Origin of the sequence: Niveispirillum sp., assembly GCF_017996735.1 — a bacterium.
Classification (GTDB): domain Bacteria; phylum Pseudomonadota; class Alphaproteobacteria; order Azospirillales; family Azospirillaceae; genus Niveispirillum.
Genome location: NZ_JAGOGJ010000023.1, coordinates 20,208 through 40,952, shown reverse-complemented (window position 1 = coordinate 40,952; position 20,745 = coordinate 20,208). Strand labels below are relative to the sequence as shown.

The 20,745-nt window shown below is 64.6% G+C and carries 20 protein-coding genes; 14 read left to right on the top strand and 6 right to left on the bottom strand.

The annotated features are described in order from the left end of the window. Positions 1-129: 129 nt before the first annotated feature. The 6 genes from flgF to KBA48_RS09975 all read left to right on the top strand — a co-directional run bounded on the left by flgF (position 130) and on the right by KBA48_RS09975 (position 4,867). Positions 130-852: a flagellar basal-body rod protein FlgF gene (flgF, locus tag KBA48_RS10000; protein WP_292905773.1), complete on the top strand. Its 723-nt coding sequence runs from the start codon at positions 130-132 to the stop codon at positions 850-852. A 26-nt stretch (positions 853-878) separates the two neighbouring features. After that, positions 879-1,664 carry a flagellar basal-body rod protein FlgG gene (gene flgG / locus KBA48_RS09995; RefSeq protein ID WP_292905771.1) on the top strand — a complete coding sequence of 262 codons (786 nt, stop codon included), beginning with the start codon at positions 879-881 and terminating at the stop codon, positions 1,662-1,664. A gap of 91 nt (positions 1,665-1,755) precedes the next feature. Then, positions 1,756-2,739 carry a flagellar basal body P-ring formation chaperone FlgA gene (gene flgA, locus KBA48_RS09990; protein ID WP_292905769.1) on the top strand — a complete coding sequence of 328 codons (984 nt, stop codon included), beginning with the start codon at positions 1,756-1,758 and terminating at the stop codon, positions 2,737-2,739. A gap of 11 nt (positions 2,740-2,750) precedes the next feature. Continuing rightward, positions 2,751-3,512 carry a flagellar basal body L-ring protein FlgH gene (gene flgH / locus KBA48_RS09985; protein ID WP_292905767.1) on the top strand — a complete coding sequence of 254 codons (762 nt, stop codon included), beginning with the start codon at positions 2,751-2,753 and terminating at the stop codon, positions 3,510-3,512. A 77-nt stretch (positions 3,513-3,589) separates the two neighbouring features. After that, positions 3,590-4,078: a type VI secretion system tube protein Hcp gene (locus KBA48_RS09980; RefSeq protein ID WP_292905765.1), complete on the top strand. Its 489-nt coding sequence runs from the start codon at positions 3,590-3,592 to the stop codon at positions 4,076-4,078. 78 nt (positions 4,079-4,156) lie between these two features. Next, the gene (locus KBA48_RS09975) at positions 4,157-4,867 is read left to right on the top strand and encodes a Crp/Fnr family transcriptional regulator (protein ID WP_367273829.1); all 711 of its coding nucleotides are present in this window, start codon (positions 4,157-4,159) and stop codon (positions 4,865-4,867) included. Positions 4,868-4,871: 4 nt separating this feature from the next. On the opposite strand, the gene KBA48_RS09970 is transcribed toward KBA48_RS09975, so the two are convergent. Further along, a complete protein-coding gene (locus tag KBA48_RS09970) occupies positions 4,872-5,423 on the bottom strand; it encodes an isochorismatase family protein (RefSeq protein ID WP_292905763.1) in 552 nt (183 codons plus the stop codon). 119 nt (positions 5,424-5,542) lie between these two features. On the opposite strand from KBA48_RS09970, the gene KBA48_RS09965 reads away from it, so the two are divergent. The 6 genes from KBA48_RS09965 (at position 5,543) to KBA48_RS09940 (ending at position 11,380) form a co-directional block, all read left to right on the top strand. After that, positions 5,543-5,776 (top strand): hypothetical protein, encoded by a 234-nt coding sequence (locus KBA48_RS09965; RefSeq protein WP_292905761.1) that lies wholly within the window; start codon positions 5,543-5,545, stop codon positions 5,774-5,776. Between the two features lie 63 nt (positions 5,777-5,839). Beyond that, positions 5,840-6,415: a glutathione peroxidase gene (locus KBA48_RS09960; protein WP_292905759.1), complete on the top strand. Its 576-nt coding sequence runs from the start codon at positions 5,840-5,842 to the stop codon at positions 6,413-6,415. A 107-nt stretch (positions 6,416-6,522) separates the two neighbouring features. Further along, the gene (locus KBA48_RS09955) at positions 6,523-7,248 is read left to right on the top strand and encodes a hypothetical protein (RefSeq protein ID WP_292905757.1); all 726 of its coding nucleotides are present in this window, start codon (positions 6,523-6,525) and stop codon (positions 7,246-7,248) included. Positions 7,249-7,368: 120 nt separating this feature from the next. Continuing rightward, the gene (locus KBA48_RS09950) at positions 7,369-8,712 is read left to right on the top strand and encodes an amidohydrolase (protein ID WP_292905755.1); all 1,344 of its coding nucleotides are present in this window, start codon (positions 7,369-7,371) and stop codon (positions 8,710-8,712) included. Between the two features lie 13 nt (positions 8,713-8,725). After that, complete coding sequence (locus KBA48_RS09945) at positions 8,726-10,039, top strand: amidohydrolase (RefSeq protein ID WP_292905753.1); 1,314 nt, start codon at positions 8,726-8,728, stop codon at positions 10,037-10,039. Between the two features lie 12 nt (positions 10,040-10,051). After that, positions 10,052-11,380 carry an amidohydrolase gene (locus KBA48_RS09940; RefSeq protein WP_292905751.1) on the top strand — a complete coding sequence of 443 codons (1,329 nt, stop codon included), beginning with the start codon at positions 10,052-10,054 and terminating at the stop codon, positions 11,378-11,380. A gap of 67 nt (positions 11,381-11,447) precedes the next feature. Here KBA48_RS09940 and KBA48_RS09935 read toward each other — a convergent pair whose 3' ends face one another. Next, the gene (locus KBA48_RS09935) at positions 11,448-12,470 is read right to left on the bottom strand and encodes an alpha/beta hydrolase (RefSeq protein WP_292905749.1); all 1,023 of its coding nucleotides are present in this window, start codon (positions 12,468-12,470) and stop codon (positions 11,448-11,450) included. Between the two features lie 196 nt (positions 12,471-12,666). On the opposite strand from KBA48_RS09935, the gene KBA48_RS09930 reads away from it, so the two are divergent. Further along, a complete protein-coding gene (locus KBA48_RS09930) occupies positions 12,667-13,110 on the top strand; it encodes a MarR family winged helix-turn-helix transcriptional regulator (protein ID WP_292905747.1) in 444 nt (147 codons plus the stop codon). A gap of 4 nt (positions 13,111-13,114) precedes the next feature. On the opposite strand, the gene KBA48_RS09925 is transcribed toward KBA48_RS09930, so the two are convergent. Then, positions 13,115-14,020 carry a hydrogen peroxide-inducible genes activator gene (locus tag KBA48_RS09925; protein WP_292905745.1) on the bottom strand — a complete coding sequence of 302 codons (906 nt, stop codon included), beginning with the start codon at positions 14,018-14,020 and terminating at the stop codon, positions 13,115-13,117. Between the two features lie 311 nt (positions 14,021-14,331). On the opposite strand from KBA48_RS09925, the gene katG reads away from it, so the two are divergent. Then, positions 14,332-16,545, top strand: a complete 2,214-nt coding sequence (gene katG, locus KBA48_RS09920) for a catalase/peroxidase HPI (protein ID WP_292905743.1) — start codon at positions 14,332-14,334, stop codon at positions 16,543-16,545. 88 nt (positions 16,546-16,633) lie between these two features. On the opposite strand, the gene KBA48_RS09915 is transcribed toward katG, so the two are convergent. The 3 genes from KBA48_RS09915 to kdpC form a co-directional block, all read right to left on the bottom strand. Further along, positions 16,634-17,323, bottom strand: a complete 690-nt coding sequence (locus KBA48_RS09915; protein WP_292905741.1) for a response regulator — start codon at positions 17,321-17,323, stop codon at positions 16,634-16,636. Further along, complete coding sequence (locus KBA48_RS09910) at positions 17,320-20,055, bottom strand: sensor histidine kinase KdpD (RefSeq protein ID WP_292905739.1); 2,736 nt, start codon at positions 20,053-20,055, stop codon at positions 17,320-17,322. Before KBA48_RS09910 ends, KBA48_RS09915 begins: the two co-directional genes overlap by 4 nt. Positions 20,056-20,171: 116 nt before the next feature. Continuing rightward, entirely contained in the window at positions 20,172-20,738 is a 567-nt protein-coding gene (gene kdpC / locus KBA48_RS09905; protein ID WP_292905737.1) for a potassium-transporting ATPase subunit KdpC, read from the bottom strand. Between the last annotated feature and the right edge of the window lie 7 nt (positions 20,739-20,745).

Here is a 20,745-nt window from a genome sequence, read left to right as displayed (position 1 = left end):
ATTATTTGCCGCCCCCCGGTTTGGCGCAACAGGAAAGGGCGGAAATCCGCCACCCCCACACAGTTGGCACGCCCTTTGCTTTTCATTCCGGCAAGCAACGGCCACCGGCCAGCATGAGGAATTCGAGCGATGGAAAATTCACTCTACATCACCCTGTCCCGCCAGGAAGCGCTGCGCCGGCAGATGGACGTGGTGTCGAACAACATCGCGAACATGAACACCACCGGCTTCAAGTCGCAGCGCATGCTGTTCCTGGAGTATCTGGAGCGTCCGGACCGCCAGGGCGACCGGATGAGCTTCGTCCAGGATTACGGCCTGTTGCGCAATGTCGATGCCGGTCCGCTGACCGTCACCAATAACGATCTGGACGTCGCCTTGCGCGGTGAGGGTTATTTCGCTGTCGAAACGCTGACCGGCACCCGGTACAACCGTGGCGGCGCCTTCCAGCTCAACAATAACCGCGAGATCGTCGATCATTCCGGCCTGCCGGTTCTGGACACCAACAACCAGCGCATCGCCGTCCCGGCCGACGCCACCCAGATCCGGATCGCCGGCGACGGCACGGTGTCGACCGAGGCCGGCCCGTTGGGCAAGCTGAAGATCGTCACCTTCGCCGACCAGCAGAAGATGATGGAACTGGGTGGCGGCCTGTATGAAGCCAACCAGGAAGAAATTGCCGTCGAACAGCCCCAGGTCACCCAGGGCGCCATCGAAGGCAGCAACGTCCAGAGCGTGGTGGAGATGACGCAGATGATCGATGTGCTGCGCACCTACCAGAACGTTCAGAAGATGATCGATACCGAGCATGAGCGCATTCGCGGCGCCATCGGCAAGCTCGCCCGCGCTCAGTAATCAAGCCAGCAAGAAGGATCGGAACCATGCGTAGCCTCTCCATCGGCGCCACCGGCATGCTGGCTCAGCAGCTCAACGTCGAAACCATCTCCAACAACATCGCCAACATGACGACGACCGGTTACAAGCGTCAGCGGGCCGAATTCCAGGACCTGCTGTACCAGAACCAGCGCCGCGTGGGCTCCACCTCCTCCGACGCCGGCACCATCGTCCCGTCGGGCATCCAGGTGGGCCTGGGCGTCAAGGCCGCCGCCATCTACCGCATCAACGAACAGGGCAATATCAACCCGACGGGCAACACGCTGGACCTGGCCATCAACGGCCAGGGCTACTTCCAGATCCAGCTTCCCAACGGTGAAACCGCCTACACCCGCGCCGGTTCGCTGCAGCTTAACGCCGAAGGCACGCTGGTCACGGCCGACGGATATCAGGTGCTGCCCGGCATCGTGGTGCCGCAGAACACCGTGGATATCACCGTCAACCCGAACGGCGAAGTCCTGGCCAAGATCGATGGCCAGACCGTGCCGCAGAATGTCGGCCAGATCCAGTTGGCGGCCTTCCCCAACAATGCCGGCCTGGAAGCCATCGGCGATAACTTGCTGCTGGAAACCCCGGCTTCGGGTCAGGCCATCACCGGCAATCCCGGTGCCCCCGGCTTTGGCCGTGTGATGCAGGGTGCTGTGGAGACCTCCAACGTCAATATCGTGGCCGAGATCACCCAGTTGATCACCGCCCAGCGCGCCTATGAAATGAATTCCCGCGTCATCTCCACCACCGATCAGATGATGCAGTCGGTCAGCCAGTTGCGCTGATCCCGGCTTCTGACGCCCGTTAAGACCGACACCGGCAGCTTCGTGCCGGTGATGGGACAAATTTGCCTAGCCCGCCCCCGGAGTGCCCGCCATGAACCGCTTCGCCGCCCTGCTGTTCGCCGCCACGTTGCTGGGTACCGCCACTGCCGGTGCCGCCACGCTGAAGCCGGCCGCCACGGTCGCCGATGGGCAGATTCTGCTGGGCGACCTGTTCGACGGGCTGTCGGGGGATCAGGCGGTGCGTCCCGTGATGATGGCCCCTGCCCCCGGCCGCCGTGCCAACCTGGATGCGCCGACCCTGTCGCGCATCGCCGCCAGCAACGGCATCGACTGGCGTGCGTCGGGCGGGGCCGACCGGATCATCGTGGAACGCGCTTCCGTCCAGGTGGGCAACGAGGTGATCGCCGATGGTCTGCGCCAGGCGCTGCAACAGGCGGGCATCGGCGACGGGGCCGATGTGCTGATGGATAACCGCAGCCTGACCTTCTTTTTGCCGGCCGGCAACGACGCCACGGTGCGCGTGGAAAATCTTGCCTATGACGCCCCGCGCGGCCGGGTGACGGCGGAAATCATTGCCCCGGCACAGGGGCCGGAAGCCGTGCGCCAGACCGTGGGCGCCCGTGTCGTCGACATGGTGGAACTGCCCGTCCTGTCGCGCCGCATGGCCCAGGGCGAACTGGTGGGGGAGGCCGACATCACCTGGATCCGGCAGCCCCGCGACCGCATGCAGGCCGGTGTCGTTGTCGAAGCCTCTGAAATTGTTGGAAAATCCCTGCGCCGGGCCATCGCCCCGAACCAGGCCGTGAATGCCCGCGACGTGCGGGAACCCGTGGTGGTGGCCAAGGGTCAGGCCGTCACCATCCTTCTCCAGACCGAAACGATGAGCCTGACCGCCTCCGGAAAGGCGCTGTCCGACGGGGCCCAGGGTGAGTTGGTACGGATTGTGAATACGTCCTCCAACAGAGTGATCGAAGCCGTGGTGGCCGGCCCCAATCTGGTGGCTGTCCGTCCCGCGGGCCAGATCCCCACCCCTGTCAGTCAAGTGTCGGGCCCGTCCAAGAAGGCGGCCCGGTAAGGAGAACCGAGATGTCCGCCCGTACCCTGCCCCGTTCCATCCGCACCACCCTGCTGCTGTCGCTGGCCGTGCTGCCGTTGACGGGCTGCGTCACGGACAAGCTGGCCGCCATCGGCCAGACCCCGGCCCTGTCGGGCATCGAGGACCCCTCACGCAATCCCAATTACCGCCCCGTGCGCCTGCCGATGCCGGAAGCGCCGGTGCAGGAACGGCAGGCCAATTCGCTGTGGCGGTCCGGGGCGCGCGCCTTCTTCAAGGATCAGCGCGCGGCACGGGTCGGCGACATCATGACGGTCACGATCCAGATCAATGACCGCGCCCAGATGCAGAACAATACCAGCCGCACCCGCGACGGCAGCGACAGCATCGGCATCCCCAACCTGTTCGGGCTGGAGGCCAGCACCAACAATATCCTGCCCAACACCGTCAACCCGTCCACCCTGGTGAGCGCCACCGGTACCACCAACAGCGCCGGCACCGGTCAGATCCAGCGCCAGGAGCAGATCAACCTGCAGGTCGCCGCCCTGATCGTGCAGGTTCTGCCCAACGGCAACATGGTGGTGAATGGCAAGCAGGAGGTCCGCGTCAATAACGAGGTACGCGAACTGACCCTGACCGGCATCATCCGGCCGGAAGACATCACGTCCGCCAACACCATCTCCTATGAAAAGATCGCCGAAGCCCGCATCTCCTATGGCGGTCGCGGCAACCTGACCGACGTGCAGACCCCGCGCTGGGGCCAGCAGGTGCTGGAAGCCATCAGCCCGTTCTGAGCCACGGTCCAATCCGGGTTTGACTGGCGACGCCCTGGCCTGTCATATATCCTATAGATATTTATAGGATGGTGATCATGGCCGGCGGCATGTTCCTTAAGTTGATCAACCCCCTGGTGAAGGGAGAGGCAACGGCGAGTGGGCATGAGGGTGAAATCCAGGTCCTGTCCTGGAACCATTCCTTCAACCAGCCCACCTCCCCGACGCGGAACGGCGCCAGCGGCGGTACGGTGGAGCAGGCCAGCCATTCGGACTTCTCCTTCACCAAATATACCGATGCCTCGACCGACGACCTTCTGAAACTGTGCTGGAGCGGCAAGAGCATCGCCAAAGGCATCTTCTGTGCCTATCGCCCCAGCGGAGATGGCAGGGAGGTGAAATATCTGGAAATCGTGCTGGAGACGATCATCGTCTCCAACGTGTCCATCGGTGGCGGCACCGGTGATATCCCGACAGAGACGGTCACCCTTTCCTATGGAGCTGTCGAATATAAATATATCCCCAGACGGGAGGATGACGGCCCGCAGCGGGTGAAGCATGACCTGGTCCAGCAGGCCGTATGGTAATCTCCCGAACGGCGAAAGGTCGCATTTGCCCGACACGCCAGCCGGCGCATAGTGCGGCCCGGACCGTTCGGGAGGGCAATGGTGAAGGCGACACAGATCGACGCGGCATGGAAGGGCACCGCCGCCTGCCATAGCTGCGGCGTGCGCCATCTGGTCCTGTTCGCCGACCTGGAGGCTGCGGATTTTGCCCATATCCACACCCCCATCGAGGAGGTGCATGTCGAGGCCGGCACCCAGCTTTACGGCATGGGCGATGTTGCCTCGTCGATCCTGACCATCCGTCGCGGTCTGGTGAAGCTGGTCACGCTGCTGCCCGACGGCACGCAGCGCATCGTGCGGCTGGTGCGTGTGGGCGGCGTCGCGGGGCTGGAAGCATTGGTGAAGCCGCAATACGATCATATCGCGGTCGCCTTGCAGCCCGTGGAATTCTGCCTTATCCCCGTCGCGACCATACGCCAGCTTCAAGAACGCACCCCGCGCCTTCATCAGCGCTTGATGGAAAAATGGCATGAGGCGTTGAGCACGGCCGACGGGTTCCTGGCCAACCTGTCCACGGGCAATGCGCGGCAAAGGGTGGCCCGCCTGCTGCTGCTGCTGGCCGATGAAACGCCCTATGCGCCCGTGCGCCTGTTCACGCGGGAGGATATGGGCGCCATTCTGGCCATCACCCTGGAAACCGCCAGCCGGACGATTTCCGATTTCAAACGCGGCGGGGCCATCACCGATCTGGGCCATGGGCGGGTGACATGCGACATCGATGCCCTGACCCGGATCGCCGAGGCGGGGTAAGCCGCTATTTGATCAGACGCAGCACTTCGCGGAATTCCGGCCGGTCATAGCGTTCCAGCCATTCGAACAACGCCATTTCCACCGTCACCAGTTCCACCCCGTGCGCGCGCAGCCGGTTGAAGGCGGCCTGACGGCTTTCCTCCCGCCGCGACCCGGCGGCATCCATCACCACAGCAACCCGCAGCCCCAGCGCCTTCAGACCCAGGGCGGTCTGCAGGACGCAGACATGCGCCTCCGTTCCGGCCAGGACCAGAGTGCCGCCACCCGCCGCCCAGGCCAGGAAGTCCGCCTCCCGCGTGGCGGAGAAATGTACCTTGCCGAAGCGCAGCGGGATCAGGGCGGCCAGCGCTGCCGTGGTGGGGCCGATGCCAACGGGGTTCTGTTCGGTGGCGGCCACGGGGATACCCAGACGCTGGGCCGCCCGCACCAGCTTTTCACAATTGCTGACAATGCCGTCGGCGCCGTCGATGGCGGCCAGCAGCCGGTCCTGCACATCGATGATGACCAGACGGCTGTCGGACGTCAGCAGCCAGTCGGGCGGGGCAGTGTCGGTCATCACATTCTCTCCTGTCGGCTGCCATGCCCATCAATCTGTGCGGCGGATCACATTCGGGCAAGAGGTGACGGGCCGATAGTGCGTGACAGCTTAGTCATGAACCAATGATGGAGGCGGCGATGCGCCGCTTGGCCCTGATCCTGTTTCCGCTTCTCCTTCTGTCCGCCTGTGGCGGTCCAGGCACGGTCAGCCCGCCGTTGCAGGTGGCGGACGAACATCCGCATTTCGCCAATTGCGCCACCTATATCCAGTCCTCCATGCCCGGAGAGGGGGCCGATGGTCGCCGCGCGGTGGCGCTTGAACGCTGTCTGGAGAACAATACGGGCGGCCGTCAGGTGGCGACCCGGCTTTGATCACTGGACGCGCGCCCCGCCCGTACTACATTCTGGTCTTAGTTTCTTTTTCGAGGGTGCATCATGGGTAACATGGCGTTCACGGGCCGGCGGGGCTTCCTGGCGCTGGCCGGCGGGCTGGCGATGATGGCGGGGGTGATGGGCATGACGGGCACGGCGCAGGCGGCCAACGCCTATGATTACAGCTTCACCGCCATCGAAGGCGGCCCGCTGAAGCTCGACAGCTATCGCGGCAAGGCCGTGCTGGTGGTCAACACCGCCTCCATGTGCGGGTACACCCCGCAATATAAGGGCCTGCAGGCCCTGTGGGAGAAGTACAAGGACAAGGGCCTTGTCATCCTGGGCGTGCCGTCGAATGATTTCGGCGGGCAGGAGCCCGGCTCCACCAAGGAAATCAAGGAATTCTGCGAGGTCAATTTCGCCATTGACTTCCCCATGACCACGAAGGAGCCGGTGAAGGGTGCCAGCGCCCACCCGCTTTACAAGTGGATGGCCGAACAGAAGGGCGAACCAAAGTGGAATTTCCATAAATACCTGATCGGTACCGACGGCACCCTGATCGAGGCCTATGGATCGAAGGTCACCCCTGACTCCGCCGAACTGACGGCCGCGATCGAGAAGGCGCTGCCCAAGGGTTGAAGTCACGGGGCTGACGCTTGTAATTCACTTACAGGCTGGGTAGGGTCGAACCCTGTGGTCACCGCAGGGTCGGCCCGTCCCATCCCCTTGATTCGCCTTGTGAAGACATGAGCTACGGCCTTTACGATCACCATCGCCGCTACCGCCGTCGCATCTGGGCCCGTGTGGGCAAGGTTGCGCTATGGCTGATCCTGCTGGGCGGCGTGGCCGGCTTCTCCTATCTGGTGGGGGTGGAGCAACTGAAATCGCGCGAAGGTTCCATGCAGGAGGAACTGGCGAACATGATCGCGGCCAAGGACAAGGCCGAACGCCGCGCCCAGCAGTTGCAGCAGATCGCACAGACCCAGGAGGTCCGTGCCAATGAGCTGGAAATCCGCCTGCAGCGGGAAGTACCCGGTGGCGATCTGGCCAAGCTGACCGAAATGATGGCCCGCAAGCTGGCGGAAGGCGTCAATCCCGAGCGCATCGCCTTCGTGATCGAGCAGACCAGCAATCCACGTTCCTGCGCCCGGCCGGAGACCAAACGGTTCGTTCTGCCCACCCCCATCTATAAAGGGTCGAACACCCAGGTCGCCTTTGCCGATGGCGCCATCATCGTGACGGGAGAGGGCGTGCCCGCCCGCAATGAAGGGGGCAGTCCCGAGGCCTGGTACGATCCGACCAAGCCCGTGAAACTCCGTTTCACCGATGCCGCCGGCAAGACGGAAGAAATGAACGGCACCCTGCCCCTGACCCATAATCTGATCACCGCCGACAAGGAAGTGCGCCTGACGGTCGGTGCCGGCGCCCGCTCCTTCGTCGAGGTCACGGGCGAGGTCTGCCGGTTCCCGTAACACCGGCAGAAGCCGCTCGGTCGCCTGACCAATCCTGACGTGCGGTTCAACCATATCATTGCGCCGCCTGCCGTCCCCTGTCACCTTTGCCCGCAAGCATCATCCATACGGAGAAATCAAATGCGGGTGACAGGTCGGATCGGGTTCGGGCGGGGAGCCCTCGGGTTGCTGGCAGCACTGACGCTGCCCCTGCTTGTTCCACCGGTTGTGGCACAGAGCACGACCCCCGACATCCCCGCCTATATCAAATCCGACGTGAAGGCGCTGGAACCCAAGATCGTGGCCTGGCGCCGCGATATCCACCAGCATCCGGAACTGGGCAACCGGGAGACGCGCACGGCCAAGCTGGTGGCCGACCATCTGAAAAAGCTGGGGCTGGAGGTGCAGACGGGCGTGGCCCATACCGGCGTCGTGGCCATCCTGAAAGGGGCCCAGCCCGGTCCCGTGGTTGCGCTGCGGGCCGACATGGACGCGCTTCCCGTCACGGAGCAGGTGGAGCTGCCCTTCGCGTCCAAGGTGCGCACCACCTATAACGGCCAGGATGTGGGCGTCATGCATGCCTGTGGCCATGATGGCCATGTCGCCATCCTGATGGGCGTGGCCGAACTGCTGGCCAAGCGCAAGGGGGAATTGCGGGGCACGGTGAAGTTCATCTTCCAGCCGGCGGAGGAAGGCCCGCCGGAGGGGGAGGAAGGTGGCGCGGAACTGATGGTGAAGGAAGGCGTCCTGTCCAAGGACCCGAAACCGGAAGCCATTTTCGGCCTGCACCTGTTCTCCGCCGGCCGCGCCGGCACGATCAGCTACCGCTCCGGTCCCGCCATGGCGGCGGCGGACAGTTTCCATATCACGGTGAAGGGGCGGCAGACGCACGGCGCCTATCCCTGGGCCGGCGTCGATCCCATCGTGACCGCGTCCCAGATCGTGATGGGCCTGCAGACCATCGTCAGCCGCAATGTCGAACTGATCAAGGAACCGGCCATCGTGTCGGTTGGCGCGCTGAACAGCGGCGTGCGCAACAATATCATCCCCGACAAGGCGGAAATGATCGGCACCATCCGTACCTTCGATCCCAAGATGCGCGAGCAGATCCATCGCCGCATCAAGGAGATTGCTGAGAATATCGCCGAGAGCCAGGGGGCCACGGCAGAGGTGCGTATCGACCTGGGCTATCCCGTCACCGACAATCATCCGGGCCTGACCGCCTGGGCCGCCCCCATCCTGGAAAAGGTGGCGGGGGCGGAGAATGTCAGCGTCGGGCCGAAGGCCGGCGGGGCAGAGGATTTCAGCTATTTCCAGCAGCAGATCCCCGGCTTCTATTTCTGGGTGGGGTCCACCGGGCCCGATGTGCCGCTGGACAAGGCACCCAGCAACCATTCGCCCCTGTTCAAGGTGGATGAGGCCTCGCTGCTGACCGGGGCGGAGGCACTGGCCGCTGTCACGGTCGCCTATCTGCAAAGCCATTGAGGTGAGGCAGACGATGCGCACCATCCTGCTGACAGGCGCGGCGCTGGCCGCCCTGGCCCTGCCGCCACGTGCCCACGCCGCCGGCGCGCCGCCCGTCCCCACCTATGTGATGGAGGATGCACGGGCGCTGGAGGCCAAGATCATCGCCTGGCGCCGCGATATCCATCAGCATCCCGAACTGGGCAACCGGGAGGTGCGGACCGCCAAGCTGGTGGCCGATCACCTGAAGAAGCTGGGGCTGGAGGTGCAGACCGGGGTGGCCCATACCGGTGTCGTGGCCGTCCTGAAGGGGGCCAAGCCCGGACCCGTGGTGGCATTGCGCGCCGATATGGATGCGCTGCCCGTCGCCGAACGCGTGGATCTTCCCTTCGCATCGACGGTGCGCACCAATTATAATGGCAAGGAAGTGGGAGTGATGCATGCCTGCGGGCACGACACCCATGTCGCCATCCTGATGGGCGTGGCCGAACTGCTGGCCAAACGCCGTGCGGAGCTTCCGGGTACGGTGAAGTTCATCTTCCAGCCGGCGGAAGAGGGCGCGCCGACAGGAGAGGAAGGTGGGGCTGAACTGATGATCAAGCAGGGCGTGCTGTCCGCCGATCCCAGGCCGCAGGCCATTTTCGGCCTGCATGTCGGGTCAGATGATCATATCGGCCAAGTCTCCTACCGGCCCGGCCCCGTGATGGCGGCGTCCGACACGTTCCGCATCAAGGTGAAGGGCAAGCAGACGCACGGGGCCTATCCCTGGGCCGGGACCGATCCGATCGTGGCGGCATCGGCCATCGTCACGGGTCTGCAAACCATCGTCAGCCGCAATGTCGAACTGATCAAGGAACCGGCGGTGGTGTCGGTGGGTGCCATCAATGGCGGGGTGCGCAGCAATATCATCCCCGACGAAACCGATCTGACTGGCACTATCCGGACGCTGGACCCCGGCATGCGCGAACAGGTCCACCGCCGGCTGAAGGAAGTGGCGACCGGCATCGCCGTCGCCCATGGCGCGACGGCAGAGGTGGAGATCGACCTGGGCTATCCCGTCACCGTCAATGACAGGGACCTGACCGCCTGGGCTGTGCCCGTGCTGGAACAGGTGGCCGGCAAGGACAAGGTCAGCCTGGCGCCCAAGGGGCTGGCGGCAGAGGATTTCAGCTTCTATCAGCAGAAAATCCCCGGCTTCTATTTCTTCATTGGTGTCACCGATCCCGATGTGCCGCTGGATCAGGCGCCCAGCAACCATTCACCCTTGTTCAAGGTGGATGAACGCGGCCTGCTGGTCGGGGCACAGTCCATGGCGGCCCTGACCGTCGCCTATCTTTCCTCCCACTGACGGCGGGTTGCGATGATGACGCTGAAGACATCCCTGCGCATGGCCGGTGCCGCCGTAGCGGCCCTGACCCTGCTGTCCCCGGTGGTGTGGGCCGCTGATGCCCCCACGGTACCCGCCTTTGTGAAAGCCGACACCAAGGCGCTGGAGGCGAAGATCATCGCCTGGCGCCGCGACATCCATCAGCATCCGGAACTGGGCAACCGGGAGACGCGCACCGCCAAGCTGGTGGCCGACCACCTGAAAAAGCTGGGGCTGGAGGTGCAGACCGGCGTGGCCCATACCGGCGTCGTGGCCGTGCTGAAAGGCGGCAAGCCCGGCCCCGTGCTGGCCTTGCGCGCCGATATGGATGCCCTGCCCGTGACCGAACAGGTGGACCTGCCCTTCGCGTCCAAGGTGCGCACCACCTATAACGGCCAGGATGTGGGCGTCATGCATGCCTGTGGCCATGACGGGCATGTCGCCATCCTGATGGGCGTGGCCGAACTGCTGGCCAAGCGGCGGGCGGACCTGCCCGGCACGGTGAAGTTCATCTTCCAGCCGGCGGAGGAAGGGGCGCCGGAGGGGGAGCAAGGCGGTGCCGAACTGATGGTGGCGCAGGGCGTGCTGGATACGGAACCCAAGCCACAGGCGATTTTCGGCCTGCATCTGGGTTCCGCCTATCATGCCGGCACCATCGCCTATCGTCCCGGCCCGGCCATGGCGGCGGCCGACATGTTCAAGATCGTGGTGCAGGGGCGACAGGCGCATGGCGGCCGGCCCTGGACCGGGGTGGACCCGCTGGTCACCTCGGCCCAGATCCTGGTCGGGCTGCAGACCATCGTCAGCCGCAATATGGAGGTGATCAAGGAACCGGCCGTGGTGACGGTGGGGGCCCTGAATGGCGGCGTGCGCTCCAACATCATCCCCGACAAGGCGGAAATGGTGGGCACCATCCGCACCTTCGACGAAGGGATGCGGCAGGAGGTGCATGAGCGCATCCGCCGGGTGGCCCAGAACATCGCCGAAAGCGCGGGGGCCACGGCGACGGTGACCATCGAAACCGGATATCCCGTCACCGACAACGACCGCAACCTGACCGCCTGGGCCGTCCCCGTGCTGGCACAGGTGGCGGGGCCGGGCAATCTGGTGGAAGGCAGCAAGACGACGGGAGCGGAGGATTTCAGCTTTTTCCAGAAAAAGATCCCCGGCTTCTTCTTCTGGGTCGGCGCGACATCCCCCGACATCCCGCTGGACAAGGTGCCCTCCAACCATTCCCCCCTGTTCAAGGTGGATGAAAGCAGCCTTGCCATCGGTGCGGAAGCCATGGCCAGCCTGAGTGTGGCCTGGTTGAACAGCCACTGACCAGAGACGCAAAAACCCGCCCGCGACGGGGACACCGTGCGCGGGCGGGCTGTTTTCCGGCTTCGGATTACTTGGCCAGGGCAACCTTAAGCGCCGCCGCACCCTGGGCGATGGCGGCCTTGGCGGCCGGCGTTCCGGCCAGACCGTTCAGCATCACGAAATCATGGATGGTGCCGTTGTACCGCGTGGAGGTGACGCTCACGCCGGCCTGGTTCAGCTTGCGGGCATAGGCCTCCCCCTCGTCCCGCAACAGGTCGTTTTCCGCCACGATGACCGTGGCCGTGGGCAGACCCTGCAACTGCTCGATACTGGCCTTCAGGGGGAAAGCCGTGACCTCGCCCCGCTTGTCGGCCGGGTAGGTGGCATCCAGGAAATAATGCATGGCCTTTTCCGTCAGCCAGGGGCCATTGCCGAACGCCTGATAGGAACTGTTCTGCGACACGTCATCCGTGACGGGGTAGAACAGAAGCTGGTGGCGGATGGCGGCCCCTTGCCGCTGCTTGCTCATCAGGGTGATGGCGGCGGCCATGTTGCCGCCGGCGCTGTCACCGGCCACCGCGATGCGGCTGCCATCAAGGCCGTACTGCGCACCGCTCTTGGCCACGAACTGCAGGGCGGCATAGCCCTGTTCATTCTGCGCCGGATAGACGGCTTCCGGCGCCCGGTCATAATCGACAAAGACCACGGCCGCACCCGACGCGGCCGACAGCTCGCGGATCAGATGGTCATGGGTGTTGCGGTCGCCCATCACCCAGCCGCCGCCATGGTAATACATGATCACGGGCAGCGGGCCCTTGGCCCCTTCCGGCTTCACGATCCGCACCGCCACCTTGCCCGTGGGACCGACGGGGAAGAACGTGTCCTGCACGCTGGTGGCCGCACTCTTCAAGGTCTGGGCCTGGGCGCCGGCCAGAACGGCACGGGCATCGCTATAGGACAAGGTGTAGATCGGCTTGGCCCCCGATGCCGCGACGGCGTCGACAAAGGCCTGGGTGCCGTTTTCCAGCACAGGGGCATCGGCATGGGCCGACCCGGCCAGGGCGGCAACGGAAAGGGCCAGGGCGGCGACGGTATTACGCAGGCTGTTCATGATGATCTCCTGTCTGTCCGGTTTGGGGGGCGCCGGTTCGGTGCCCGTCATTCGATGGACGGATTAGTAGCTCACGATTTGATCGTGTGCGATTTAATTAAACGGATAGCGGCCATGCAGCAAACGCGCCTGCGATCATATCGCACACGATGCAATATGAAGGGTCATCTCCGTTCAATGCCCCACAGGTGCCGCCATGTCCGACGCTCCCGCCCTGAAACTGGGCGATTTCATCTGCTTCTCGCTCTATTCCGCAAGCCACGCCTTTACGCGGGTGTATAAGCCGCTGCTGGACCGGCTGGGCCTGACCTACCCGCAATATCTGGTCATGGTGCTGTTGTGGGAGAAGGACGGCCAGACCGTGGGCCAGATCGGCGAACAGCTTTTCCTGGAAAGCAGCACGCTGACCCCGCTCCTGAAGCGGCTGGAAGCGGCGGGCCATGTGCGGCGTGAACGCAACCCCGCCGACGAACGCCAGGTCCTGATCCGCCTGACCGACAGCGGCCGCGCCCTGAAGGACCAGACCACCGACTTTTTCGACCATTTGATGGAAGCGGTCGGCATGGGAGTCGAGGAACTGACGGAACTGCGCGACAATATCCAGGCGCTGCGGGCCAATCTGAACCGGTTTGCAGGCTGAGGGGTCACCGCACCGCCCGCTGCGCCTCCCCCGACCGGCGCACCAGATCAGCGATGTCGAGAAGCTGTTTCGACAGGGGGCTGGATTTGCGCCAGACCATGCCGATGGTGCGGGATGGCTCCGGGTCCTTGAACCGGGCGATGGAGACGGCGGCGGATTTGGTTTCCACCGCCACCGCCATTTCCGGGATCAGGGTGACGCCGATGCCGGCCCCCACCATCTGCACCAGGGTGGACAAGGACGATCCATCCAGCAATTCGCGCGGCAAGGCGCTGTTCATGTTGCAGAAGGACAGGGCCTGATCACGAAAACAATGCCCCTCCTCCAGCAGCAGCAGGCGCATCTCGCGCAGCGCCTCCGGCCCGGGCACGGGCTTGCCCTCTTCTTCCGCCGGGCGGACCAGCACAAAACGCTCCTCGAACAACGCCACCTCGGTCAGTGACGGTTCGGAGACGGGCAAGGCCACGACCGCCGTATCCAGCCGGCCTTCCAGCAGTTCATGCAGCAGCTTCGGCGTCACCGTTTCGCGCACATGGATGTCCAGGTCGGCATTCATCCGCGTCAGATCGCCGATGATGGCGGGCAGCAGATAGGGGGCCACCGTCGGGATCACCCCGATACGCAGGCGCCCCGCCAACTGATCCCGCGCCGCACGGGCCAGATCGCCCAGTTCATCCACCGACCGCAGGATCTCACGCACCCGCGCCGCAAATTCCTCCCCGAACCCGGTCAGCCAGATCTGGCGCGGCCCGCGTTCGAACAGGGCGGCGCCCAGCGCCTCCTCCAGTTCCTTGATCTGCATCGACAGGGCCGGCTGCGAGATGGCGCAATCATCCGCCGCCCGCCCGAAATGACCCAACCGCGCCAGGGCATCGAAATAGCGAAGCTGCTTCAACGTCAGGTTAGTCATAAGCTCACCTTATTAGCGCAATCAGAAAATCCGACTTAATCTTATCACATAAGTTTGCTAAATCTTATTCCGCGAGGATGAGGAACCCCCCATGTCTCAACCGCGTCGCGTCACCTTCTCAGGATGGATCGCGGGTTCCGGTTCACCGGGACGGCTGGGGACCTTATGTGCCGGGCCGGCGGGCTATGCCGGAACGGGTCGAGTTGATCCTAAAAACCGATACCTGACGTCCTGACGGGCGCGATGCCGCTTGTGCGCGGCGAACCCTTTCGTGTCCGCACCCTTCAACGATCCATGACAGGAGAATAAGAATGGACGGGAATAATTCGGGGAGTGCTGCCAAGTGCCCTGTGCTGCATGGGATTCGTCCCAATGCCACCTTTGGCGGGCGTTCCAACCGTGACTGGTGGCCCAACCAGCTCAACCTGAAGATCCTGCACCAGAACACGGCCCTGTCCGATCCGTTCGGCGGCCGGTTCAGCTATGCCGAGGCGTTCAAGGGCCTGGACTATGCCGCCCTGAAGGCCGATCTGACAGCGCTGATGACCGACAGCCAGGATTGGTGGCCCGCCGATTATGGCCATTATGGCGGCCTGTTCATCCGCATGGCCTGGCACAGCGCCGGCACCTACCGCACGTCCGACGGGCGCGGCGGGGCGGGGTCGGGCACGCAGCGTTTCGCGCCGCTGAATTCCTGGCCCGACAATGGCAACCTGGACAAGGCGCGCCGCCTGCTCTGGCCCATCAAGCAGAAATACGGCAAGGCCATCTCCTGGGCCGATCTGATGATCCTGGCCGGCAATGTCGCCCTGGAATCCATGGGTTTCAAGACCTTCGGCTTTGGCGGTGGCCGCGCCGACGTGTGGGAGCCGGAAGAGGATATCTACTGGGGCAAGGAAGATACCTGGCTGGGTGACAAGCGCTACAGCGGTGACCGCGACCTGGAAAACCCGCTGGCCGCCGTCCAGATGGGCCTGATCTATGTGAACCCGGAAGGGCCCAACGGTAATCCGGACCCGATGGCATCGGGCCGCGACATCCGCGAGACCTTTGCCCGCATGGCGATGAATGATGAGGAAACGGTGGCTTTGGTGGCTGGCGGCCACACGTTCGGCAAGGCCCATGGCGCCGGTGACCCGGCCCATGTCGGACCGGAGCCGGAGGGTGCGCCGCTGGAAGCCATGGGCCTGGGCTGGCTGAACAGCCTGGGTACCGGCAAGGGTGTCTACACCATCACCAGCGGCATCGAGGGCGCCTGGACCCCCACGCCGACACAGTGGGACAATTCCTATTTCGATACGCTGCTGGGCTATGACGAATGGGAACTGACCAAGAGCCCGGCCGGCGCACACCAGTGGAAGCCCAAGGACCCGGCCGCCGCCACCACCGTGCCCGACGCGCATGACCCGACCCGCCGTCACGCCCCCATGATGACGACGGCCGACATGGCCCTGCGCACCGATCCGGTCTATCTGGAAATCTCCAAGCGCTTCCGTGCCAACCCGGAAGAGTTTGCCGACGCCTTTGCCCGGGCCTGGTTCAAGCTGACCCACCGCGATTCGGGTCCGAAGTCCCTGTATCTGGGGCCGGAAGTGCCGGCGGAAGACCTGATCTGGCAGGACCCGATCCCCGCGGTTGATCATGCCCTGGTCGATGCCGCCGATATCGCCAGCCTGAAGGCCAGCATCCTGGCGTCGGGTTTGTCGGTGCCGGAACTGGTGGGTGCGGCCTGGGCGTCGGCTTCCACCTTCCGGGGCTCTGACAAGCGTGGCGGGGCCAATGGCGCCCGTGTCCGTCTGGCCCCGCAGAAGGACTGGATCGTGAACCAGCCGGCACAGCTTGCCAAGGTGCTGGGCGTGCTGGAAGGCATCCAGGCCGGATTCAATGGCAGCGCTACGGGCGGCAAAAAGGTGTCGCTGGCCGACCTGATCGTGCTGGGTGGTGTTGCGGCGGTGGAAAAGGCCGCCGGGGATGCCGGTCATGCCGTGACGGTACCCTTCACGCCGGGCCGTGCGGATGCCAGCCAGGAACAGACGGATATCGACAGCTTCGCGGTGCTGGAGCCGGTGGCCGATGGTTTCCGCAACTACCTGAAGACCGAATATTCGGTGCCGGCGGAAGAGATGCTGGTCGACAAGGCCCAGCTTCTGACCCTGACGGCCCCGGAAATGACGGTGCTGGTGGGCGGCATGCGTGCCCTGAACGCTAATAGCGGCGGGGCGCAGCATGGGGTGTTCACCAAGCGTCCGGGGGTTTTGTCCAACGACTTCTTCGTCAACCTGCTGGATGCCAGCACGGTCTGGAACGCCACCGATGGAACCCAGGGCGTGTTCGAAGGCCGCGACCGCACCAACGGCTCCATCAAATGGACCGCGACGCGGGTCGATCTTGTCTTCGGCTCCAACTCCCAACTGCGGGCACTGGCCGAGGTCTATGGCAGCAGCGATGGCGAGGCGAAGTTTGTCGATGACTTCGTTGCCGCCTGGACCAAGGTGATGAATGCCGACCGCTTCGATGTGAAGTAAACGGGGCGGGTTTGAATGACGATGGCGGCCCGGAGCGATCCGGGCCGCCATTCGTTTTGGGCGGGTCTACACGGTCACGAAATATCGCTCACGGATCGCTGAAACGGTAACCGATCCCCGGCTCCGTCAGGATCAGGGCGGGGTTGTTGGGGTCGGCTTCGATCTTCTGCCGCAACTGCCGGATATAGACACGCAGGTAATGCACCTCTTCGGCCTGCGCCGGTCCCCAGACCTGCTCCAATATCTGCTTATGGGTCAGGATACGTCCGCCATGCCGGACCAGCAGGTTCAAAAGGTCGAATTCCCGTGGCGAAAGATGCACGCGCTCGCCCGACCGGCGGACCTGCCGCATCACAAGATCGATATCCAGGTCACCGATCTGGATATGGGGCCGGCCGCCGACCTGCTGGACCGCGTGCCGCAGAGCTGTGCGGATACGCGCCAGCAGTTCCCCCTCGCTGAACGGCTTGGTGACATAATCGTCAGCCCCCAGATCCAGGGCCGTCACCTTGTCCGCCTCGCGGTCGCGGCTGGACAGGACGATGATGGGTACCGGCCGTTCACGCTTCAGCCGCGCGATCAGGTCAAGCCCATCCATGTCGGGCAGGCCGAGATCCAGAAGGATCAGTTCCGGAAGGGTGTGGCGCACCTGCTCAAGCGCCGCCGCCCCGGTTGTCGCCTCCGCTACCTCCCAGCCATGCGGGGCGACAATGGTGCGCAGAAGCCGCCGGATAGCGGCCTCATCCTCGATGATGAGCAATCGGTGCAATCTGCTCATGCGGTCATGTCCTCGATCGGCAGGTCCCCGCGCGGGTCCACCGGCAATGTTATGTCGAAACAGGCACCGGTGCGTCCATCCTCGCGGTCACGGACCGCGACGGTTCCCCCCATCGCCTCTACAAAGCCCCGGCAGATGGCCAGTCCCAGGCCGGTGCCGGCCTGCTGATGGTCGCGGGCCTGTACCCGGGAGAATTTGTCGAATATCCGCTCCCGCCATTCCGCCGGGACGCCTGGCCCCTCATCCATCACCGACAGACGGACATGCGCGGCCTTGCGTCCGGCCACGATCCGGACGACGCTGCCGGGCGGCGCGTATTTGGCCGCATTGTCCAGCAGATTAAAGAAGGCCTGTTCCAGCAGAAGATGGTCACCCAGGACCAGCGGCAGGTCGGCGGGGATGTCGACCTCCAGCCTGTGCCGGCCCAGGATCGTTCCCGCCCGCCGCACGGCGCCCGACACGACATCCGCCAGATCGATGGCGTCACGCTTCAATTCCAGCGCCCCCGCCTCCAGCCGCGTCATGTCCAGCAGGTTGCGCACGAAACGGCCCATACGTTCGGCCTCCACGTGCAAAGTGTCCAGAAGCGCCGCGCGCGTTTCCCCATCCCAGGCGCCGCCATTGGCCTTCAGGCTGGTCACGGCGGCGATGATGGCGGCCAGGGGCGTGCGCAGATCATGGGAAAGCGAGGTGAGCATGGCCGATCGCAGCCGTTCCGTCTCGCTTTCAAGCTTGGCCTGATCAATGGCGCGGACCAGTCGCACCCGCTCGATCGCCACGGCGGCCTGATCCAGAAGGGCATCCAGCAATCGCCGCTCGTCGGGTGTCAGCAAAGGTCCGGCCGTGGGATCGTCATTGGTGATCCCGACAACGGCCACCACCGACCGGTCGGTGCGAAGCGGCAGATAAAGGCGGGACGAGCCGGGCAGCGTCGCCGCCCCCCTGCCCGCCGGCTTGCCATTCTCAAATGCCCAAAGGGCGGCCGCGTGATCGGCATCGGACAGATGGTCGTCGGGCGGATAGGCGGATGCCAGCGCCAGCCCCCCCTCGTCCGGCAGCAGCAGGACCACACGTAGCGTCAGCATCAGAGCAATCTGGTGACAGCAGGCCCAGGACAGGTCGTCCAGATCGCCGATCCCCGCCAGTTTGCTGGCAAAGGCAGATAATTGCGCCGTGGTCCGCGCCCGGCCGCGCGCGATTTCCGCCTGTTCACGCACCCGCGCCGTCAACCGGCTGGTCAGCAGTGCCACGGCCAGGAAAAAGCCCAGTGCCCAGATGTTGGACGGGTCGCGGATGGTGAAGGTGTGCAAGGGGGGCAGGAAGAAGAAATTATACGCGGCCACCGACACGAAGGCCGTGAACAAAGCCGGCAAAAAGCCGAACAGCACAGCGCTGCCCAGAACGGCCATCAGGAAAACCAGGCTGATATTCTGCATGCCCAGCCAGTCATCCACCACCATACTCGCGGCCAGGGCCGCCGTCGCGAACAGAGAGGAGATAAGATAGGGCCGCCATTGCCATGTGGAACGCTTGCCGGACCGCATGGGCGGACGGCGCGCGGCATTGCTGTCCGGATCGGCCTGTTCGCCCGCGATGACATGGACGGATATGCCTTCGGCCAGCCGCAGCAGGTCATGCACCACCGATCCGTGCAGCAGCTCAAACCAGCGGGACCGCTGCGTCTTGCCGATCACGATCTGGGTGATGTTGTTGCCATGGGCAAAGCCGACAATGGCCTCCGTCACCGTGCGGCCCGGCAGGGTCAGGGCTTCGCCCCCCAATTGTTCGGCCAGGCGCAGGGATTCGGCGACACGGTCGCGCGCCGTCTCGGTCAGACGCTGGTGCCGGGCCGTTTCGACATAGATGGCCGTGAACGGGGCCTTCAGGCGATCGGCCATCCGTTTGGCATAACGGACCAGCCCACCCGTGGCCAGATCGTCCGAAATGCAGACCAGGATACGATCCCCGGCCGCCCAGGGTCCGGCGATGGCGTGGCTGCGCATGTAATTGACCATCTGGTCATCGACACGCTGTGCCGTCCGTCGCAGCGCCAGTTCCCGCAGGGCCGTCAGGTTGCCGGGGGAGAAATAATGCCGCAGCGCCCGCTGCGCATCATCGCGGACATAGACCTTGCCCTCACCCAGCCGCCTGATCAGGTCGGCCGGTGTCAGGTCGATCACCTCCACCTCGTCGGCGCTGTCGATCACCTGATCGGGCACCGTCTCCCGCACGCGGATGCGGGTGATGCGCGCAACGATGTCGTTCAGGCTCTCGACATGCTGGACATTCAGGGTGGTCAGAACGTCGATGCCCGCATCGCGCAGTTCCTCCACATCCAGATAGCGCTTGGCATGGCGGCCGCCCGGCGCGTTGGTGTGCGCCAGTTCATCGACCAGCACAACCGTCGGACGGCGGGCCAGCAAGCCGTCCAGATCCATCTCCAGAAGCTGCTGCCCGCGATAATCCACCACCCGGCGCGGAAACAATTCCAGCCCGGCCAGCATGGCCTGGGTCTCCGCCCTGCCATGCGTTTCGACGACGCCGACCACCACATCGACGTGATCGGCCATCATCGCATGGGCCGTGCGCAGCATCTCATAGGTTTTGCCCACGCCGGGAGCGGCCCCCAGAAAGATCTTCAGCTTGCCCCGCCGTTCGGCCGACGCCGCCGCCAGCAGAGCATCCGGCGACGGGCGGCGGTCATCACGGGGGGGATCGTTGCTGGGCGACATGGGGCCGGTCCAATGGGGTTGGTGAACAAGATGCGCAGGACAGGGCCTTCATGTCACGGCCGACCCGGTGGTGTCGGCGCATGACGTGAAGGCCCTGTCCTGCGGGCAGAGGCGGCTTAGCGGGCCAGTGCGTCCAGGGCCAGGTTCAATTTCAGAACATTGACGCGCGGTTCCCCGAACAGTCCCAGCAGCGGTTGTTCCACATGCGCGTCAACCAGACGCCCGACCTCCGCCCGGCCCAGACCCCGGGCCTGGGCGACGCGGGCCACCTGATACCGGGCGGCAGCCGGAGAGATATGGGGATCAAGGCCGCTCCCCGACGCCGTGACAAGGTCAACGGGAACCTTGTCGGCCTCACCAGCCTGCAGGCGCTCCGCCTCGTTTCTGACCCGCTCGATCAGGGGACCGCTGGTCGGTCCCAGGTTCGACCCGGAGGAGGCGCCGGCATCATAACCGCCGCCCGCCGCCGACGGGCGCGGCCAGAAATAGCGTTCACCCTTGAAATCCTGACCGATCAGTTCGGCGCCGACGATCGCACCATCGGCACCGCGGATCAGGCTGCCGGACGCCTGCCAGGGAAAAAGGGCCTTGGCCATGCCGGTCACGGCCAGGGGATAACCAATCCCGCACAGAAGGGTGAACAGGACCAGCAGGACCAGCGCGGGGCGCATTTCCTTCAACATGATGGCA

What these genes read in the sequence shown, in the direction of transcription:
- flgG (WP_292905771.1), top strand. Translation starts at nt 879, where the DNA reads ATGCGTAGCCTCTCCATCGGCGCCACCGGCATGCTGGCTCAGCAGCTC.
- KBA48_RS09975 (WP_367273829.1), top strand. Translation starts at nt 4,157, where the DNA reads ATGGTGAAGGCGACACAGATCGACGCGGCATGGAAGGGCACCGCCGCC.
- katG (WP_292905743.1), top strand. Translation starts at nt 14,332, where the DNA reads ATGGACGGGAATAATTCGGGGAGTGCTGCCAAGTGCCCTGTGCTGCAT.
- KBA48_RS09965 (WP_292905761.1), top strand. Translation starts at nt 5,543, where the DNA reads ATGCGCCGCTTGGCCCTGATCCTGTTTCCGCTTCTCCTTCTGTCCGCC.
- flgF (WP_292905773.1), top strand. Translation starts at nt 130, where the DNA reads ATGGAAAATTCACTCTACATCACCCTGTCCCGCCAGGAAGCGCTGCGC.
- KBA48_RS09945 (WP_292905753.1), top strand. Translation starts at nt 8,726, where the DNA reads ATGCGCACCATCCTGCTGACAGGCGCGGCGCTGGCCGCCCTGGCCCTG.
- KBA48_RS09910 (WP_292905739.1), bottom strand. Translation starts at nt 20,055, where the DNA reads ATGTCGCCCAGCAACGATCCCCCCCGTGATGACCGCCGCCCGTCGCCG.
- kdpC (WP_292905737.1), bottom strand. Translation starts at nt 20,738, where the DNA reads ATGTTGAAGGAAATGCGCCCCGCGCTGGTCCTGCTGGTCCTGTTCACC.
- KBA48_RS09970 (WP_292905763.1), bottom strand. Translation starts at nt 5,423, where the DNA reads ATGACCGACACTGCCCCGCCCGACTGGCTGCTGACGTCCGACAGCCGT.
- KBA48_RS09955 (WP_292905757.1), top strand. Translation starts at nt 6,523, where the DNA reads ATGAGCTACGGCCTTTACGATCACCATCGCCGCTACCGCCGTCGCATC.
- KBA48_RS09960 (WP_292905759.1), top strand. Translation starts at nt 5,840, where the DNA reads ATGGGTAACATGGCGTTCACGGGCCGGCGGGGCTTCCTGGCGCTGGCC.
- KBA48_RS09980 (WP_292905765.1), top strand. Translation starts at nt 3,590, where the DNA reads ATGGCCGGCGGCATGTTCCTTAAGTTGATCAACCCCCTGGTGAAGGGA.
- KBA48_RS09915 (WP_292905741.1), bottom strand. Translation starts at nt 17,323, where the DNA reads ATGAGCAGATTGCACCGATTGCTCATCATCGAGGATGAGGCCGCTATC.
- flgA (WP_292905769.1), top strand. Translation starts at nt 1,756, where the DNA reads ATGAACCGCTTCGCCGCCCTGCTGTTCGCCGCCACGTTGCTGGGTACC.
- KBA48_RS09935 (WP_292905749.1), bottom strand. Translation starts at nt 12,470, where the DNA reads ATGAACAGCCTGCGTAATACCGTCGCCGCCCTGGCCCTTTCCGTTGCC.
- KBA48_RS09950 (WP_292905755.1), top strand. Translation starts at nt 7,369, where the DNA reads ATGCGGGTGACAGGTCGGATCGGGTTCGGGCGGGGAGCCCTCGGGTTG.
- KBA48_RS09930 (WP_292905747.1), top strand. Translation starts at nt 12,667, where the DNA reads ATGTCCGACGCTCCCGCCCTGAAACTGGGCGATTTCATCTGCTTCTCG.
- KBA48_RS09940 (WP_292905751.1), top strand. Translation starts at nt 10,052, where the DNA reads ATGATGACGCTGAAGACATCCCTGCGCATGGCCGGTGCCGCCGTAGCG.
- flgH (WP_292905767.1), top strand. Translation starts at nt 2,751, where the DNA reads ATGTCCGCCCGTACCCTGCCCCGTTCCATCCGCACCACCCTGCTGCTG.
- KBA48_RS09925 (WP_292905745.1), bottom strand. Translation starts at nt 14,020, where the DNA reads ATGACTAACCTGACGTTGAAGCAGCTTCGCTATTTCGATGCCCTGGCG.